At 68.6% G+C, this 17401-nt stretch carries 16 protein-coding genes; 14 read left to right on the plus strand and 2 right to left on the minus strand.

The window, feature by feature from the left end; genetic code table 11:
• The first annotated feature begins 56 nt into the window (after positions 1-56).
• The 12 genes from hppD (at position 57) to LCL61_RS00315 (ending at position 13894) form a co-directional block, all read left to right on the plus strand.
• Positions 57-1118, plus strand: coding sequence for a 4-hydroxyphenylpyruvate dioxygenase (gene hppD / locus LCL61_RS00260; protein ID WP_340684962.1), 1062 nt, complete (start codon positions 57-59; stop codon positions 1116-1118).
• The gene (locus tag LCL61_RS00265; RefSeq protein WP_340684963.1) at positions 1115-2188 is read left to right on the plus strand and encodes an alpha-hydroxy acid oxidase; all 1074 of its coding nucleotides are present in this window, start codon (positions 1115-1117) and stop codon (positions 2186-2188) included. The genes hppD and LCL61_RS00265 overlap by 4 nt, the downstream gene beginning before the upstream one ends.
• 357 nt (positions 2189-2545) lie before the next feature.
• Positions 2546-3955 carry an NDP-hexose 2,3-dehydratase family protein gene (locus LCL61_RS00270; RefSeq protein WP_340684964.1) on the plus strand — a complete coding sequence of 470 codons (1410 nt, stop codon included), beginning with the start codon at positions 2546-2548 and terminating at the stop codon, positions 3953-3955.
• A 1-nt stretch (position 3956) separates the two neighbouring features.
• On the plus strand, positions 3957-4922 hold the full coding sequence (locus LCL61_RS00275) for an NAD-dependent epimerase/dehydratase family protein (protein WP_340684965.1): 966 nt from the start codon (positions 3957-3959) through the stop codon (positions 4920-4922).
• Positions 4919-6028, plus strand: coding sequence for a DegT/DnrJ/EryC1/StrS family aminotransferase (locus LCL61_RS00280; RefSeq protein WP_340684966.1), 1110 nt, complete (start codon positions 4919-4921; stop codon positions 6026-6028). Before LCL61_RS00275 ends, LCL61_RS00280 begins: the two co-directional genes overlap by 4 nt.
• 16 nt (positions 6029-6044) lie before the next feature.
• Positions 6045-6662: a dTDP-4-dehydrorhamnose 3,5-epimerase gene (locus tag LCL61_RS00285; RefSeq protein ID WP_340684967.1), complete on the plus strand. Its 618-nt coding sequence runs from the start codon at positions 6045-6047 to the stop codon at positions 6660-6662.
• A gap of 198 nt (positions 6663-6860) precedes the next feature.
• Positions 6861-8576 (plus strand): ArnT family glycosyltransferase, encoded by a 1716-nt coding sequence (locus LCL61_RS00290; RefSeq protein ID WP_340684968.1) that lies wholly within the window; start codon positions 6861-6863, stop codon positions 8574-8576.
• Positions 8577-8881: 305 nt separating this feature from the next.
• A complete protein-coding gene (gene dpgA / locus LCL61_RS00295) occupies positions 8882-9982 on the plus strand; it encodes a 3,5-dihydroxyphenylacetyl-CoA synthase DpgA (RefSeq protein ID WP_340684969.1) in 1101 nt (366 codons plus the stop codon).
• Positions 9976-10638, plus strand: coding sequence for an enoyl-CoA-hydratase DpgB (gene dpgB / locus LCL61_RS00300; RefSeq protein WP_340684970.1), 663 nt, complete (start codon positions 9976-9978; stop codon positions 10636-10638). The genes dpgA and dpgB overlap by 7 nt, the downstream gene beginning before the upstream one ends.
• Positions 10635-11852, plus strand: coding sequence for a (3,5-dihydroxyphenyl)acetyl-CoA 1,2-dioxygenase DpgC (dpgC, locus tag LCL61_RS00305; protein WP_340684971.1), 1218 nt, complete (start codon positions 10635-10637; stop codon positions 11850-11852). The genes dpgB and dpgC overlap by 4 nt, the downstream gene beginning before the upstream one ends.
• Positions 11849-12646 (plus strand): enoyl-CoA-hydratase DpgD, encoded by a 798-nt coding sequence (gene dpgD, locus LCL61_RS00310; RefSeq protein ID WP_340684972.1) that lies wholly within the window; start codon positions 11849-11851, stop codon positions 12644-12646. Before dpgC ends, dpgD begins: the two co-directional genes overlap by 4 nt.
• A gap of 171 nt (positions 12647-12817) precedes the next feature.
• On the plus strand, positions 12818-13894 hold the full coding sequence (locus tag LCL61_RS00315; protein ID WP_340684973.1) for a 3-deoxy-7-phosphoheptulonate synthase: 1077 nt from the start codon (positions 12818-12820) through the stop codon (positions 13892-13894).
• A gap of 60 nt (positions 13895-13954) precedes the next feature.
• Here LCL61_RS00315 and LCL61_RS00320 read toward each other — a convergent pair whose 3' ends face one another.
• Positions 13955-14356, minus strand: a complete 402-nt coding sequence (locus LCL61_RS00320; protein ID WP_340684974.1) for a helix-turn-helix domain-containing protein — start codon at positions 14354-14356, stop codon at positions 13955-13957.
• Positions 14357-14384: 28 nt separating this feature from the next.
• Here LCL61_RS00320 and LCL61_RS00325 point away from each other — a divergent pair, with 28 nt between their 5' ends.
• Complete coding sequence (locus tag LCL61_RS00325; protein ID WP_340684975.1) at positions 14385-14948, plus strand: hypothetical protein; 564 nt, start codon at positions 14385-14387, stop codon at positions 14946-14948.
• A 503-nt stretch (positions 14949-15451) separates the two neighbouring features.
• On the opposite strand, the gene LCL61_RS00330 is transcribed toward LCL61_RS00325, so the two are convergent.
• Complete coding sequence (locus tag LCL61_RS00330) at positions 15452-16363, minus strand: oxidoreductase (protein WP_340684976.1); 912 nt, start codon at positions 16361-16363, stop codon at positions 15452-15454.
• A gap of 86 nt (positions 16364-16449) precedes the next feature.
• Here LCL61_RS00330 and LCL61_RS00335 point away from each other — a divergent pair, with 86 nt between their 5' ends.
• Positions 16450-17127: a DNA-binding response regulator gene (locus LCL61_RS00335; protein ID WP_340684977.1), complete on the plus strand. Its 678-nt coding sequence runs from the start codon at positions 16450-16452 to the stop codon at positions 17125-17127.
• Positions 17128-17401: the final 274 nt, after the last annotated feature.

The following is a 17401-nucleotide window of genomic DNA, read 5'->3' on the forward strand; positions in this document are numbered from 1 at the left end:
TTTGGCTTCGCGTCATCCTGTTCCTGAGGATCACATCTATTCCACGGAGGAATGTCTTGTCTTCTCACGAAAGCACGCAGAATTTCGAGATCGACTATGTGGAAATGTACGTGGCCGACCTCGAGGCCGCCGCGTCCGGCTGGATGGACAAGTACGACTTCTCCGTCGCCGCCACGGATCGGTCGGAGGACCACCGGAGCGTGACGCTGCGGCACGCCGCGATCGCACTGGTTCTCACCGAGCCGCTGTCCGACCGGCACCCGGGGGCGACCTACCTGCAGACCCACGGTGAAGGCGTGGCGGACATCGCGCTGCGCACTCCCGACGTGGCGGCGGCCTTCGAGACCGCGGTGAAGGCGGGCGCGCAGCCCATCCGCGAGCCGGAGAAGCGCGCGGACTCGGTCGTCACGGCCACCGTCAGCGGTTTCGGCGATGTGGTGCACACCCTGATCCAGAGCGACGACACCGAGGAATCGCCGGAAGCCTTCCGTGGCAAGGGCGGCGTGGACCTGAACGAGATCGACCACTTCGCGGTCTGCCTGAACGCGGGCGACCTCGCCTCCACGGTGGCGTTCTACGAGCGCGCCCTCGGGTTCAAACAGATCTTCGAAGAGCACATCGTGGTCGGTGCCCAGGCGATGAACTCCACCGTCGTGCAGAGCACGTCGGGTGCGGTCACCCTCACCCTGATCGAGCCCGACAAGACCGCCGACCCCGGCCAGATCGACGACTTCATCAAGGAGCACCACGGCTCCGGCGTCCAGCACATCGCGTTCACCAGCCCCGACGCGGTCCGCGCGGTCAAGGAGCTTTCCGCGCGTGGCGTGGAGTTCCTGAAGACCCCGGACGCCTACTACGACCTGCTCGGCGAGCGGATCGAGCTGGAGACGCACTCGCTGGACGACCTGCGCGAGACGAAGCTGCTCGCCGACGAGGACCACGGCGGCCAGCTGTTCCAGATCTTCACCGCCTCCACCCACCCGCGCAAGACGATCTTCTTCGAGATCATCGAACGTCAGGGCGCGGGCACGTTCGGCAGCTCCAACATCAAGGCCCTGTACGAAGCCGTGGAGCTGGAGCGCACCGGGCAGAGCAAGCTCGGCCCCGCCCAGCGATGACCCACCTCTGCCTGGACGACCTCGAACGTGCCGCCCGGGCGGTCCTCCCCGGCGAGATCTGGGATTTCCTCGCCGGGGGCAGCGGGGCCGAGTCTTCGCTGGAGGCCAATCGCACCGCACTGGAGCGGATCTTCGTGATCCCCCGGATGCTGCGCGAGCTCTCCGGCGGCACCACCGAGGCCGAGGTTCTCGGCCGGCGCGCCGCGCTCCCCGTGGCGGTCGCGCCGGTCGCGTACCAGCGGTTGTTCCATCCCGAAGGCGAACTCGCGGCGGCACGGGCGGCGCGGGACGCCGGCGTGCCGTACACCATCTGCACGCTCAGCAGTGTGCCGCTGGAGGAGGTCGCGGCCGTCGGTGGACGGCCGTGGTTCCAGCTTTACTGGCTGCGCGACGAAAAACGGTCACTGGAGCTCGTGCGCCGCGCGGAGGACGCCGGCTGCGAGGCGATCGTGTTCACCGTCGACGTGCCGTGGATGGGACGGCGGCTGCGGGACATGCGGAACGGCTTCGCGTTGCCGGAATCGGTGACGGCGGCCAACTTCGACGCCGGTGCGGCCGCGCATCGCCGTACCGAAGGGCTTTCGGCCGTCGCCGACCACACCGCGCGTGAATTCGCCCCGGCCACTTGGGACTCCGTCGAGGCCGTCCGTGCGCACACGGACCTTCCGGTGGTGCTCAAGGGGATCCTCGCGGTCGAGGACGCCGTGCGGGCCGTCGACGCGGGTGCCGCCGGGATCGTGGTGTCCAACCACGGAGGCCGTCAGTTGGACGGCGCCGTACCGGGGATCGCGATGCTGGGCGAGATCGCGGACGCGGTCTCCGGTGGCTGCGAACTACTGCTGGACGGCGGGATCCGGAACGGTGGGGACGTGCTCAAGGTGATCGCCCTCGGCGCGTCCGGTGTCCTGGTCGGACGGCCGTTCATGTGGGGGCTGGCCGCGGACGGCCAGGAGGGCGTCCGGCAGGTGCTCGACCTGCTCGCCGTCGAACTCCGGAACGCGATGGGCCTGGCCGGCTGCGATTCGGTGGCCGCGGTCCGGCGGTTGAGCACTCGGTACAGGGGGTTGTGAGTGGCGATTCGGGTTCTAACGAGAGGTGAGGCAACGTGTCATGTCCCGAGAGCCTCGAGCGGCCCCGGCGGTACAAGCGATCGACGCGGTTACGACTGTCCATAAGGGACTTGACATCGGCCTTCGGTGCCCGATTTGAGAACCTTGCGCATTCTCGTGCCCCCGAGTAAAGCGCCCAAACCGGACATGGCGTGAGGTCTTGATGTCCTTTATGGACGATCGGCGTGCACCGCGAAGACACTGCCTTGGCGGTCGGCAGGGAACGGCCTGCGTGGCAGGGCTCGCGCCACGACACGTTCGCCCTGCTCCTCGATGACCCGAATCGCCACTCACGACCGCCTACGAAAGGTGAGGTCCATGCTGCCCCTTCTCGCACCCGTGACGGTGCGCCCTCGCGCCGACCGCGACCACGCCGACCGCATCGCGTTGTCGGCCGCGACGACCGACGGCGTCCACATGCCGACCAAGGACGTCCGCCTGTGGATCGACGAACGCCGTGAGGCCAACATCTTCCACGTCGAACGCATTCCGTTCGCCGAGCTCGACCAGTGGCGGTTCGAGGACGTGACCGGGAACCTCGTCCACAGCAGCGGACGGTTCTTCGCCATCGAGGGGCTGCACGTGGTCGAGGCCGACGGCCCCCACGGCGACGGCCCGTACCGCGAATGGCGGCAGCCGGTCATCAAACAGCCCGAGGTGGGGATTCTCGGCATCCTGGCCAAGGAGTTCGGCGGCGTCCTGCATTTCCTCATGCAGGCCAAGATGGAGCCGGGGAACCCGAACCTGGTGCAGCTCTCGCCGACCGTGCAGGCCACCCGCAGCAACTACACCAAGGCGCACGGCGGCACGAACGTCAAACTGATCGAGTACTTCGCCCCGCCCGACCCGGAACGGATCATCGTCGACGTCCTCCAGGCCGAGCAGGGCTCGTGGTTCTTCCGCAAGTCCAATCGCAACATGATCGTCGAGACCGTCGACGACGTGCCGATGTGGGACGATTTCTGCTGGCTCACCCTCGGCCAGATCGCGGAGCTGATGCACGAAGACGAGACGATCAACATGAACGCCAGGAGCGTCTTGTCCTGTCTGCCGTACCACGACGAGACTCCCGGCGCGCTGCTGTCCGACGTCCAGCTCCTGTCCTGGTTCACGAACGAGCGTTCGCGCCACGACGTGCGCGCGCGGCGCATCCCGCTCACGGACGTATGCGGCTGGAAGCAGGGTGTCGAAGCGATCGAGCACGAGGACGGCCGGTACTTCAAGGTCCTCGCGGTCGCGGTGAAAGGCAGCAACCGCGAGAAGATCAGCTGGACCCAGCCGCTGCTGGAATCCGTCGGCACGGGTGTGGTCGCGTTCCTCGTCCGCGAGATCGACGGTGTGCCGCACGTGCTGGTCCACGCCCGCGCCGACGGCGGGTTCCTGGACACCGTCGAACTGGCGCCGACCGTCCAGTGCACGCCCCGGAACTACGCGCATCTGCCCGCGGAGAGCCGTCCGCCCTTCCTGGACTTCGTGCTGAACGCGCCGCGATGGCGGATCCGTTACGAGGCCATGCATTCCGAGGAGGGCGGCCGCTTCCTCAACGTCCGGGCCCGGTATCTCGCCATCGAGGCGGACGACACCGTCGAGGCCCCGCCCGGCTACGCCTGGGTCACCCCCGGCCAGCTCACCGCGCTCACCCGGCACGGGCACTACGTCAACGTCGAAGCCCGCACCCTCCTCGCCTGTATCAACGCCGCGTCAGCACAGCCGCAACGAGAGGCATGAAATGAAGCAGATCACCGTCCTCGGGGCGTCGGGCTTCGTCGGCTCGGCCGTCACGCGCGCGCTGGCGCGGCAACCGATCCGGTTGCGAGCGGTGTCGCGCAGGCGGCTCACGCCGCCCGAAGGCCAGGCCGAGACGACCGTCGTCGCCGCCGATCTCACCGACCGCGCCGCGCTGGCCGAAGCGATCGCGGGTTCGGACGCGATCGTGTACCTGCTCCTCGCGGACGGCGGCTGGCGGGTCGCCGAGACCGAAGAGGCCGAACGCGTGAACCTGGGCGTGATGCGGGATCTCGTGGACGTGGTCGGCGGAAAGCCGCTCGTGGTCTACGGCGGTGCCGCGTCGCAGGTCGGTGTCCCGCCCCGCGAGCCGATCGACGGGAGCGAGACCGACGAGCCAGGGACCCCGTACGACCGGCAGAAGCTGGCGGCGGAACAGGTCCTCAAGAAGGCCACGGCCGACGGCCGGGTGCGCGGGATCAGCCTGCGGCTGCCCACGGTGTTCGGCGAGACGATGACCGAGGGAGCGAACCAGGACCGCGGTGTCGTGTCCGCGATGGCGCGGCGCGCGCTCGACGGGCAGGACCTCACCATCTGGGGCGACGGCACCGTGCGCCGCGACCTGGTCCACGTCGAGGACATCGCGGCCGCGTTCACCGCGGCACTGGCCGCCCCGGACGCGCTGGTCGGCGGCCATTGGCTGCTCGGCGTCGGCCGGGGAGACCAGCTGGCCGACGTCTTCCGGCTCGTGGCGAAGGAAACGGCCGAGCACACCGGACGAGGCCCGGTCGACGTGGTCTGTGTCGAACCTCCGTCGCACGCGCCGTCGACGGATCTTCGCAGCGTCACCATCGATTCCACGCCGTTCCGGGCGGTCACCGGCTGGCGTCCGGAGATCTCACTGCCCGAAGGAGTGCGTCGCACCGTCGCCGCGCTGACCAACCCAGTTCACGGAAAGGCTCGCACATGACCACGCGCGTATGGGACTACCTCGCCGAATACGAGACCGAACGCGGCGACCTGCTGGACGCGGTCGAGACGGTGTTCAACTCGGGGCAGCTCGTGCTCGGCGCGAGCCTTCGCGGGTTCGAATCGGAATTCGCCGCGTACCACGGCGTCGGGCACTGCGTCGGCCTCGACAACGGGACGAACGCGATCAAGCTCGGCCTGCAGGCGCTGGGCGTCGGTCCGGGCGACGAGGTGATCACGGTGTCGAACACCGCCGCCCCGACCGTCGTCGCCATCGACGGCACGGGCGCGACCCCCGTCTTCGTCGACGTCCGCGAGGACGACTTCCTGATGGACACCGGCCAGGTCGAGGCCGCGATCACCGAACGCACCAAATGCCTGATGCCCGTGCACCTGTACGGCCAGTGCGTGGACATGGCGCCGCTGACGGCACTCGCCGAGAAGCACGGACTGGCCCTTTTGGAGGATTGTGCCCAGGCGCACGGCGCCCGGCAGAACGGCACGATCGCGGGCTCGACCGGCGACGCGGCCGCGTTCTCCTTCTATCCCACCAAGGTGCTCGGCGCGTACGGCGACGGCGGCGCGACCCTCGCCTCCGACGAGACCGTGGCCGCGAAGCTGCGCCGCTTGCGGTACTACGGCATGGAGGAGCGCTACTACACGGTCGAGACCCCTGCCCACAACAGCCGGTTGGACGAGGTCCAGGCCGAGATCCTGCGGCGCAAGCTCAAGCGGCTCGACGCCTACACGGCGGGCCGCCGGGCCGTCGCCCAGCGCTATGTCGACGCCCTCGGCGACACCGAGCTGAAGCTGCCGAAGACCGTCCCCGGCAACGAGCACGTCTACTACGTGTACGTCGTGCGGCACCCGCGGCGCGACGAGATCCTCGAACGCCTCAAGACGTACGACATCCACCTGAACATCAGCTACCCGTGGCCGGTGCACACCATGACCGGGTTCGCCCACCTCGGTTACGAGAAGGGTTCGCTCCCGGTCACCGAGAAGCTGGCGGGCGAGATCTTCTCGCTGCCGATGTACCCCGCGCTCTCGCCCGACCTCCAGGACAAGGTCATCCACGCGGTCCGCGAAGTTCTGTCCACCCTCTGACCACAGGAGCAAAACCGTGCAAGCACGCAAACTCGCCGTCGAAGGCGCGCTCGAGTTCACCCCGCGGGTCTTCCCCGACGACCGGGGCCTGTTCGTTTCGCCGTACCAAGAAGAGGCGTTCATCGAGGCGCACGGCGGCCCGCTCTTCCCGGTGGCGCAGACGAACCACAGCAGGTCGAAACGCGGTGTGGTGCGGGGTATCCACTACACCGTGACCCCGCCGGGCACCGCGAAGTACGTCTACTGCCCCCGCGGCAAGGCCTTGGACATCGTGGTCGACATCCGGGTCGGCTCGCCGACGTTCGGCAAATGGGACGCGGTCCTGATGGACCAGGAGAACTTCCGGACGATGTATTTCCCGGTCGGTGTCGGCCACGCCTTCGTGGCGCTCGAAGACGACACCGTGATGTCGTACATGATCTCCTCGCCCTACGTGGCGGAGAACGAACTCGCCCTCTCGCCCCTGGACCCCGCGCTCGGCCTGCCGATCGACACCGACGTCGTGCCGATCCTGTCCGAACGGGACACGGCGGCCCTCACGCTCGCCGAGGCGGAGGGGCAGGGAATGCTGCCCGACTACAACGCCAGCCTGGAAATCGAACGGCGACTGTCGGTTCTTCCGCTCTCCGTCTGACTTTCTCTTCCATTCAGCGCCCAGCCGACGAGGGCCATCACGGACCCGACTCGGTGCCGCCGAAACGGCGGCGCCGACCGTGATGGCCCTCGAAGGCGCGGGCGCCCGACCGGGTAATCGATATCCAGGGCGGTCCGGGCGCACCGGTCCGCCGGGGGAAGGACGCCGAACTTGACGACCGATGGCCTTCAGCCGTCAATGGACACTCCGGACCGGAAAGAACCGTTCATCGCCTGGGCGCGACGCCACCAGCGCTGGTTGCTGGCTGCCGCCGTGATCGCCCTGCTCGGCCAGATGGCGTTCGCGATGATCACGACCGCCGTGGAACAGTCCCCGACCATCGATGAGCCGGTCTACGTCGGCACCGCGGTGGTCTACCTCGAAGAGCACAGCCTGCGGTACAACCCCGAGCATCCACCGATGGGCAAGCTCATCATCGCGACCGGGGTGGCCCTCACCGATCCGAAGGTCGCCCCCGGCTTCACCGGCCACGAGTGGGAACTCGGCAAGCACGTCGTCTACGAGGCGGGCAACGACCCGGAACGGCTGATGCTGTTCGCGCGGCTGCCGGTGATCCTGCTGACGTTGCTGTTCGGACTGGTCGTCTTCGCGTTCGCGTCCGATCTGGCCGGCCGCGCCGGCGGGCTGCTGGCGCTCACCCTGTTCACCTTCTCACCCGACGTCATCGCGCACGGATCGCTCGCGACGCTCGACGTGCCGGTGGCCGGTTTCCTGCTGACGTCGGTGTGGCTGGTGTGGCGCGCCCGGCGCCGCCCCGGTCTCTACCTTCCGCTCGCCGGGCTCGCCCTCGGCGCGGCCACGGCCACGAAAGTGCTTTCCCTGGTGGCGGTTCCGGTGCTGATCCCGCTGGCCGTGCTGTCCGTCTGGCACGCCCGCCGTGCCCGCGGACTCGACCTGAAGACCCCGGCGCTGCTGATCGGGCGCGGCCTGCTGGCGGCCGCCGGGATGGCGCTGATCGCGATCGCCATCGTGTGGGCCTCCTACCTCGTCGTGGATCCGCGGCTGCGCTGGGAGACGCCGGAGGGAATGCAACCGCTGCACGGAATGCGCACCCTCGTCGACTGGCTGCCGTTCCCACAGCCGTTGAAGGACGGGATGCGGTTCCAGTTCGAACTCGAAGACCACGTGTGGCACAACTTCCTGTTCGGCAGGCACTACACGGGATCGCTCTGGTACTACGGTCCCGCCGCGTTGCTGGTGAAGACGCCGCTGGGCGCGCTGGCGATCTGGCCGGCGGGCGCCGCCGTGCTGCTGTCGGTCCGGCGGCTGCGCCCGGCCGCGCCGTACGTGCTCCTCCCGACGGCCCTGCTGATGGCCACGGCCATGGTCATCGTCCGCGACAACGGCGTGCGGTACCTGGCCTTCGCGCCGATGTTCCTGGCCGTCGCGGCGGCCGCGGTGGTCGTCGTCCGCGGACGGTGGGTGAAGGCGGCCGCGGTACTCGTGGTGGCCTTCGCCGCGGTCAGTTCGCTGATGACGTTCCCGTACTACCTCCCGTACTCCAACGAGGCGTTCGGCGGCCCGGAGAACACCCATCGGTACCTGCTGGATTCGAACGTCGACTGGGGGCAGGACCTGGGCCGCCTGGCGGACCGCCTGAAGAAGGACTACGCGGGTGAGCGCACCTGGCTCGTCTACCAGGGGAGCGGTTTGCCGTCCCACTACGGCATCGACGCCGCCGACCCGCTCACGGTCCCCGCGGACCAGGTGCACGGGGTGCTCGCCGTGTCGGATTCCGCGGTCCTGGGCGCCTTCGACGACCCCATGGGCGGGGGCGGCACCGGCGGAGGTGGCCAGACGGGCGGCGCGACCGGTGATCTGGCGGCGCTGATCGCCGGCAGCACGCCGGTCGAGAGAGTGGGCCACTCGATGACGATCTACCGGCGCCCGTGAGTGCTTGGTCTCGCCGTCCCGTTCCGTGAAGGCCTCCTTCCCTACCCTGAAGGTAGGCAAGGAGGCCTTCACGGCCGGGCAACGCCGAAATATCGCGCGGCCGGTCTACTTGAGACAGTCGCCACCGCATGTCTCGAATCGCGAGCCTGTACCGATTTCCGGCCTTGGACGCGTTGACCATCGAGATCCGCGAAGCCTAATTTCGGAATTGTCCACTGAGATCCGCGAAAGGTGAGACCAATGCCCGCTGCGCAGGTCAAGCAGCTGCTTCGGAGCAAGCTCAGAACATGGGGGTGGATGTACCGATGACTGCCATCATCGAACCGGCCGAGGACCTTTCCGTCCTCACCGGACTCACCGAGATCACCCGGTTCGCCGGCGTGGGGACCGCGGTCTCCTCGGCGTCCTACTCGCAAGCCGAACTTCTCGAGATCCTCGGCATCGAGGACCCCAAGATCCGCTCGGTCTTCCTGAACAGCGCCATCGAGCGGCGTTTCCTCACCCTGCCGCCGGAGGAGCCCGGCGGCGCACGCGCGGCCGAGCCGCAGGGCGATCTGCTCGACAAGCACAAGAAGATCGCCGTCGACATGGGCTGCCGCGCGCTCGAAGCCTGCCTGAAGTCGGCGGGAGCGACGCTTTCGGACCTGCGTCACCTCTGCTGTGTCACCTCGACCGGATTCCTGACCCCCGGCCTCAGCGCGCTGATCATCCGCGAGCTGGGCATCGACCCGCACTGCAGCCGGTCGGACATCGTGGGCATGGGCTGCAACGCCGGTCTCAACGCGCTCAACGTGGTCGCGGGCTGGTCCGCGGCGCACCCTGGCGAACTCGGCGTCGTCCTGTGCAGCGAAGCGTGCTCCGCCGCCTACGCCCTGGACGGCACGATGCGGACCGCGGTGGTCAACAGTCTTTTCGGCGACGGATCCGCGGCGCTCGCGCTCATTTCCGGCGACGGGCGCGTGCCGGGTCCGCGCGTCCTGAAATTCGCCAGCTACATCATCACCGACGCGGTCGACGCGATGCGCTACGACTGGGACCGTGACCAGGACCGGTTCAGTTTCTTCCTCGACCCGCAGATTCCCTACGTGGTCGGGGCGCACGCCGAAATCGTCATCGACCGGCTCCTGTCCGGGACGGGTCTGCGCCGCAGCGACATCGGCCACTGGCTGGTGCATTCCGGTGGGAAGAAGGTGATCGACGCGGTCGTCGTCAACCTCGGCCTGAGCCGGTACGACGTCCGCCACACCACCGGTGTGCTCCGCGACTACGGGAACCTCTCCAGCGGCTCCTTCCTCTTCTCCTACGAGCGGCTCGCCGACGAAGACGTCGCCCGCCCGGGGGACTACGGCGTGCTCATGACCATGGGGCCTGGCTCCACAATCGAAATGGCGCTTATTCAATGGTGACGCGTAACGAAAACAAGGGCGACCTGGTGCTGCGTTTCGACGGCTCCCGTCCGCTGTCCGCCGCGGCCGTCGAGGAGATCGCCGCGCTCTGCGACCGTGCCGAGGACCAGCGTGAACCGGGACCGGTGACCGTCCACGTCACGGGCGCCCCGCCCGCTGATTGGGCGAAGGGACTCGAGGTCGGCTTGGTGTCCAAATGGGAGCGGGCGGTGCGCCGCTTCGAACGCCTCGGCAGGCTCACGGCCGTGGTGGCGTCGGGCGAATGCGCCGGTATGGCACTGGATCTCCTGCTCGCCGCCGACGTCCGGATCGCCGAGCCGGGCACCACGTTGCGGCTCGCCTGGGCGGGTGGCGGCACCTGGCCGGGGATGACCGTGTACCGGCTCACCAAGCAGGCGGGCGCGGCGGGCATCCGGCGGGCCGTGCTGCTCGGCACGCCGATCGGGACGGACCGGGCACTCGCCCTCAACCTGATCGACGAGGTGTCCGGCGAACCGGCCGCCACACTGTCCTCTTTGGACGGTAGCCTGGACGGCGCCGAGGCGGCGATCCGGCGCCAGCTGATCTTCGAAGCGGGCTCGACCACCTTCGAGGAGGCACTCGGTTCCCACCTGGCCGCGGCGGATCGCGCCCTGCGGCGGGAAGCCAAGTCGTGACGACGGACAGCGTGCCAGGGCTCGATCTCCGGGCCCTGGCGGGGGAGGCCCATCGGGTCGACGACGAGATCCGGGCGGCGCGCACGGCCTTCGTCGAGGCGCACGCCGAAGAGATCTACGCCGAACTCACCGACGGCCGGACCCGGTACCTGCGCATCGACGAACTCGTCCGGGCCGCCGCGCTCGCCTTCCCCGGTCTGGTGCCCTCGGAGCAGCAGATGGCGGCCGAGCGTTCGCGTCCGCAGGTGGAGAAGGAAGGACGCGAGATCGACCAGGGCATCTTCCTGCGTGGGATCCTGCGCGCGCCGAAGGCCGGCCCGCATCTGCTCGACGCCATGCTCCGGCCCACCGCCAGGGCACAGCGGCTGCTGCCCGAGTTCCTCGAGACCGGTGTCGTGGAGATGGAGGCCGTCCGGCTGGAACGCCGTGACGGCGTCGCGCACCTGACCCTGTGCCGCGACGACTGCCTGAACGCCGAGGACGCCCAGCAGGTCGACGACATGGAGACGGCGGTCGATCTGACGCTGCTCGATCCGTCCGTCCGGGCAGGACTGTTGCGGGGCGGGGTGATGAGCCATCCCCGGTACCTGGGGCGCCGGGTGTTCTGCGCGGGGATCAACCTCAAGAAGCTCAGCGCCGGCGAGATCCCGCTCGTCGATTTCCTCCTGCGGCGGGAAACGGGCTACATCCAGAAGATCTTCCGCGGCCTGCTGACGGACGATTCCTGGCACTCCAGGTTCACCGGCAAGCCCTGGATGGCGGCCGTCGATTCCTTCGCCATCGGCGGCGGGACCCAGCTGCTGCTGGTCTTCGACCACGTGCTGGCGGCGTCCGACGCGTACCTCAGCCTTCCGGCGGCGAAGGAGGGGATCATCCCCGGGGTGTCCAACTTCCGGCTTTCCCGCATCGCCGGGCCTCGCGTGGCCCGGCAGGTGATCCTCAGCGGCCGCAAGCTCCGGGCGGACGAGCCGGACGCCCGGTCGATCGTCGACGAGGTCGTCGCGCCGGAGAAGATGGACGCGGCGATCGACGGCGCGCTGGCCCGGCTCGACGGGGAGGCCGTGGCCGCCAACCGGCGCATGCTGAACCTTGCCGAGGAACCACCTGAGGAATTTCGCCGGTACATCGCGGAATTCGCACTGCAGCAGGCTTTGCGCATCTACGGCGCGGACGTGATCGGCAAGGTGGACGGATTCGCGGTGGGCTCGCGATGAGCGAAAGCCGGGTGCGGTACGAAAAGAAGGACCACGTCGCGTACGTGACGCTGAACCGGCCCGAAGTGCTGAACGCGATGGACCGGCTGATGCACGCGGAACTCGCCGGCATCTGGGACGACGTCGAAGCCGACGAAGACGTCCGGGTGGTGGTCCTGACCGGTGCGGGAGATCGCGCGTTCTCGGTCGGGCAGGACCTCAAGGAACGCGCGCGGCTGACCGAGGAAGGCGTCGAGGCTTCGACGTTCGGCAGCAGCGGTCAGCCGGGGCATCCCCGGCTGACCGACCGGTTCACCCTGTCCAAACCGGTGGTCGGCCGGGTGCACGGCTACGCACTGGGCGGTGGCTTCGAACTGGCGCTCGCGTGCGACATCGTCATCGCCTCCGACGAGGCGGTCTTCGCGTTGCCGGAGGTCCGGCTCGGCCTGATCGCCGGGGCGGGTGGCGTGTTCCGGTTGCCGCGGCAGCTGCCGCTGAAGGTGGCGATGGGCTATCTGCTGACCGGGCGCAGAATGGACGCGGCTATGGCCCTTCACCATGGGCTGGTCAACGAAGTCGTGCCGTTTTCCGAATTGGACCGATGCGTCGCCGAATGGACCGACAGTCTGGTGCGCGCCGCTCCGCTTTCGGTCCGCGCGATCAAGGAGGCCGCGCTGCGCTCGCTCGACCTTCCGCTCGAGGAAGCGTTCAAAACCTCGTATCCGTGGGAAGAACGGCGACGGACCAGTGTGGACGCGAGCGAAGGCGCCCGTGCCTTCGCCGAGAAACGGGATCCGATCTGGACCGGTCGCTGAATTCGGGTTGGACCATTGTTCCGCGTGGCGAATGGTGGAAGATTCCGGGGTGGAAGAGTTCTCGCTCGAATAATGCCGGGCTTGCTTCTTCGTTCACCCGAGACCGCCGTCCGGGCCGGAAATCCCGGCTTTCCTCCCACCCGGTACCGGCAGAAATCCTGGATATCTGTGATGACAACCCTCGCCACGGTCGAACTCGACAACCAGCGCATCGACCGGATGGTCCCGCTGGTCACGCCCGCCCTGCTGCACCACGAGCTGCCGCTCGGCGCCAACGCGGCCGACACGGTGCGGCAGGGCAGGGAAAACGTCCTGCGCGTCCTCGACGGCACGGACGACCGGCTGCTCGTGATCGCCGGTCCCTGCTCCATCCACGATCCCGCGGCGGCACTCGAATACGCCGACCGACTCGCCGCCCTCGCCGGCCGGTTCGCCGACGATCTCCTGGTCGTCATGCGCGTGTACTTCGAAAAGCCCCGTACGGTCGGCGGCTGGAAAGGGCTCATCAACGACCCGCACCTCGACGGCACCGGCGATGTCAACCGCGGTCTGCGCATCGCCAGGGATCTGCTCCTCGAACTCGCCGAGGGCGGTCTGCCCGCCGCGTGCGAATGGCTGGACACCACCATCCCGGCGTACCTCGCCGACACCGTCTCGTGGGGCGCGATCGGCGCCCGCACGGTGGAAAGCCAGAACCACCGCATGCTGGCCAGCGGGCTGTCCATGCCGGTCGGCTTCAAGAACCGCCGCGACGGCGATGTCACCGTCGCCGTCGACGCCATCCGTGCCGCCGAAGCGCGCCACGTCGTCCCCGGCGTCGACCCCAGTGGCCTGCCGGCGATCCTGCACACGGTCGGCAATCCGGACTGCCATCTCGTGCTGCGCGGCGGAAACAGCACGCCCAACCACAACCCGGCGTCCGTCCGCGCGGCACTCACCACCCTGCAGAACGCGGGACTGCCCCGGCGCGTGGTGATCGACGCCAGTCACGACAACAGCCGCAAGGACCATCTGCGGCAGGCCATCGTCGCCGGCCAGATCGCCGAACAGGTCAAGAACGGTCAGCGCGGCATCGTCGGCGTCATGCTCGAATCCAACCTCAAGGCGGGCCGCCAGGACCTCCACCCCGACCGGCCGCTCACCTACGGCCAGTCCATCACGGACGCCTGCATCGACATCGCGGCCACCCAGGAGGTGCTCCAGACCCTCGCGACGGCGACCGCCGCCCGCCGATCCGGAGTGCGGTGACCGGGCCTCTCGCGTGTTCGCCGCCTGATCACGCGAGTTCGCCGTTCAATCACGCGTGCGCTATCCGATCGACTCGGCGCAGCTCATCGCCGGGTTCGGCGCGGCGTCGCCCCGGGTGCGCTCGAGATGCGTCTCGCCCCAGACCCTGACCTCCTCGACCACCGGCAGGACCGTGGCCCCGTAAGGCGTGAGCCGGTAGATGACGCGCGCCGGGACGGGCCCGGTCACCACGCGTTCGACCAGCCCGTCGGCCTCGAGTTCGCGCAACTGCTCGGCCAGCACCTTGGGCGTGATGGGGGCGCCCCGGCGGCGGAGGCCGGCGAAATGGGACTCGCCGTGGGCCAGCCAGTACACCAGGGTCAGCTTCCATTTCCCGCCGATCGCGGCGAACGCCGCGGCCATCGGGCAGCCGGGCAGCGGGTTGGGACGCGGAAGGTTACCCGCAGGTGCCTTCTTGTCCATGGTCGTCCTCCGCTCGGATAGTCGGACCATGACCGTGCCATACAAACGAATCCTCACAGTGGGCCTTTCGGCCCTGATGCTGATCGCCACGGCCGCGTCGGGCGCCGCTTCGGCTTCGCCCGATGGGCAACGCGCGTTCGACTGGGAGATCGGCACCTGGCGCTCCACGGTGCGGGTGCTCGCCGAGCCGCTTTCGGAGTCCGCCGACCAATGGCTCCTCTTCGCGGGCACCAGCACCGTCCGCCCACTCATGGACCGGCGGGCGAACGTCCTCGAATTCGAGGTCTCGGGCCCGAACGGGCGCATCGACGCGCTCAACCTGCGGTTGTACGAACCGCAGGCGGGGCGGTGGAGCCTGACCTTCGTCAACATGCGCGACGGTCTGCTCACCCCCTCGGTCCACGGCGGGTTCCGCGACGGTGTCGGCGAGTTCCACGGCGACGACCAGCTCGGCGGCCGTCCGATCAAGGTGCGCTTCCTCGTCTTCCGGCAAGGCCCGGACGAGGCGCGTTTCGAGCAGGCGTTCTCGGCCGACGGCGGGACGACCTGGGAGACGAACTGGGTCGCCGTGGATCACCGGATACGCCGGTGAGCGTCCGTGTTGGGGATTTCGCGTGTCTGGACGGACGACACGCGTGGTGCTTCTGGTGCGGCCGTGGCGACCTGGAGGTAGTGAAGGCCTCCTTCACTACCTCCAGGGGCAGGGTCCCGGCGAAGTCGGCTATCCGCTGGCTAAGCGGGTCACAGTGGTCGGATACCTTCTCGACTGTCCACAAGGGACACCGCTTCCGCTCAAAGTGTCCAGTTTGAGCGCTTTGTGCAGATTCAGACTGGGGTCGCGACTGGTAAGGGTCGTTAGAACCCTCTTTGCCACTCACGACCCCTTTTGTAAAACCGACATATAGTCATCAAACGGACATTCTCTCGTCGTCCGGCGTCCTTTGTGGACATCTCCGTGCGGAGGTCCAGTTCGAATCACCAAGAGCGACACCGGCCAGCGTTCAGGTGACTTTGCCGGGACCCTGACCTTCAGGGTCCCGGCAAGGAGGCCTTCGCGGACCGGGCAAAGCCCACGACCGCGAAAGCCCACCCGCGCTAGCTCCCGACGGAGCCGCCGCCGACACCGTCGAGCAGCGCCAGTTCCTCCTCGCTCAACCGGATGCCGCCCGCCGCGACGTTCTCCTCCAGATGCCTGGGGTCACCGGTCCCGGGGATGGCGAGAACGTGCGCGCCGCGGTGCAGCGTCCAGGCGAGCCGGATCTGCGCCGGGGTCGCGTCGTGTGCCGCGGCGACTTTCGCGACCTCGGCCTGCCCCGGAACGGTGTCGGGAGTGGCGGCGCCGGGAAGCGAAGTGGTGACGGCGAAGAAGGGCACGAACGCGATGCCGTGCTCGCCGCACAGGTCCAGGAGTGCGTCGTCCTCCCGGTCTGCCAGGCCGTAGCGGTTCTGCACGCAGACCACCGGAGCGATCGACAGGGCCTCCGTCAGCTGGTCCGCCACGACGTTGGAGACACCCAGATGGCGGATCAAGCCGGCCTCGCGCAGCTCCGCCAGCGCGCCGAAGTGTTCGGCCACCGAGCCGGGCTCCTTGCCCATCGCGGCGCCCCAGCGCAGATTGACGACGTCGAGGTGGTCGAGACCGAGCTGCCGGATGTTCTCTTCGACCTGACCGCGGAGCTGATCCGGGCGTGCGAAAGAGAATTCGCCGTCGCGGGAGCGGCCCGCGCCGACCTTCGTGGTGATCACGAGGTTCTCGGAATAGGGCTGGAGCGCCGTGCTGATCAACTCGTTCGCCGAGCGCGTGGGCGTGAAGTAGAACGAAGCGGTGTCGATGTGGTCGACGCCGAGTTCGATCGCACGGCGCAGGACGGCGATCGCGGACTCACGGCTCTTGGGCTTTTCGTCCCACGGCATCCCGGTCAACCGCATCGCGCCGAGGCCGAGCCGGTTGACGGTCAGGTCGCCGAGCCGCCAGGTACCGGCGGCGTTGTCGTGAAAATTCGTCATGACCACCAGCATCGCGACGGGTCCGTCCGTAGTCAGGAAATGGCAACAAGCTGCCACCCGGTCGCGGGTGGGGCAGTATCGATGCCATGCGGACGAGCGACGGGCTCACCAGGGCGGGCGATGCGGTCACCGTCGTGCGCGGCGAAGAGGAGCTGTTCCGCCGGATCGGGCACCTGTTCTCGACCGTGACCGACCTGGCGTGCGCCGCCAACGACCTCGCGACCTGGGTGGCCGAGCGCAGATCGGACGAACTCACCGCGGCCGCCGAGCGCCGGGCCGGCGAGATCTGGGTGCGCAAGATCTACCGGGCCGGACTGCTGCTCGACCCGGGAACCGCGCAGGAGCTCGCGAGGATCCGCGACCGGTTCGGAGCCCAGATCCGGATTTCGACCGAGGACGTCAACGAGACGATCGTGATGGACGGCAGGCTTGTCATCCTGGCAGGCGACCGCGTCGCCGGGCAGCGCGGCTACAGCGTCATCACCCAGCCCGAAACCGTGCAGGGCGTGATTTCGCTGTTCGAGGCGACCTGGCGAGCGGCGACCGATCTCGACGTCTTCGACGCGCAGGTGTCCGAGATCCGGAGGCTCGCGCCCGCGGTGCTGGATCTGCTCGGCAGCGGCGTCAAGGACGAAGCCGCCGCCCGGAGCCTCGGCCTCGGCGTGCGCACCTATCGGCGACGGGTGGCCGAGCTGATGGCGGCGCTGGGTGCCGAGTCCCGTTTCCAGGCCGGCGTCCGGGCCCGCGAACTGGGTCTGGTCTAGCCCACCCGACCGGGTGAGAATCGGCTACGGAAAGTAGCTCTTGGAGCCCGGTGTCCCGCTGTCCACAGGCGCCGAGAGGGTAGGATCTTGCCGCCGAGGAAGCCGGTGAAATCTTCCGGGAACCAATGCGCGGCCGGATGCGTCGGTGTACACGAACGGCGTCATCGCGTTTCGGGAAACGGTGCGCACGCGTGGGTGTGAACTCATAGGGTGCGCGGTAGAGCAGTGTGGGTCAGGCAAGCGCGCGCGCAGGCGCCGGACTGGAGGGATCATT

This window comes from Amycolatopsis coloradensis (genome assembly GCF_037997115.1).
Classification (GTDB): domain Bacteria; phylum Actinomycetota; class Actinomycetes; order Mycobacteriales; family Pseudonocardiaceae; genus Amycolatopsis; species Amycolatopsis coloradensis_A.

Coding starts and splice junctions, on each gene's coding strand:
- LCL61_RS00330 (WP_340684976.1), bottom strand. CDS start 16,363: ATGACGAATTTTCACGACAACGCCGCCGGTACCTGGCGGCTCGGCGAC.
- LCL61_RS00265 (WP_340684963.1), top strand. CDS start 1,115: ATGACCCACCTCTGCCTGGACGACCTCGAACGTGCCGCCCGGGCGGTC.
- LCL61_RS00280 (WP_340684966.1), top strand. CDS start 4,919: ATGACCACGCGCGTATGGGACTACCTCGCCGAATACGAGACCGAACGC.
- LCL61_RS00275 (WP_340684965.1), top strand. CDS start 3,957: ATGAAGCAGATCACCGTCCTCGGGGCGTCGGGCTTCGTCGGCTCGGCC.
- LCL61_RS00325 (WP_340684975.1), top strand. CDS start 14,385: ATGACCGTGCCATACAAACGAATCCTCACAGTGGGCCTTTCGGCCCTG.
- LCL61_RS00270 (WP_340684964.1), top strand. CDS start 2,546: ATGCTGCCCCTTCTCGCACCCGTGACGGTGCGCCCTCGCGCCGACCGC.
- LCL61_RS00315 (WP_340684973.1), top strand. CDS start 12,818: ATGACAACCCTCGCCACGGTCGAACTCGACAACCAGCGCATCGACCGG.
- LCL61_RS00335 (WP_340684977.1), top strand. CDS start 16,450: ATGCGGACGAGCGACGGGCTCACCAGGGCGGGCGATGCGGTCACCGTC.
- LCL61_RS00320 (WP_340684974.1), bottom strand. CDS start 14,356: ATGGACAAGAAGGCACCTGCGGGTAACCTTCCGCGTCCCAACCCGCTG.
- LCL61_RS00290 (WP_340684968.1), top strand. CDS start 6,861: ATGGACACTCCGGACCGGAAAGAACCGTTCATCGCCTGGGCGCGACGC.
- dpgD (WP_340684972.1), top strand. CDS start 11,849: ATGAGCGAAAGCCGGGTGCGGTACGAAAAGAAGGACCACGTCGCGTAC.
- dpgB (WP_340684970.1), top strand. CDS start 9,976: ATGGTGACGCGTAACGAAAACAAGGGCGACCTGGTGCTGCGTTTCGAC.
- dpgA (WP_340684969.1), top strand. CDS start 8,882: ATGACTGCCATCATCGAACCGGCCGAGGACCTTTCCGTCCTCACCGGA.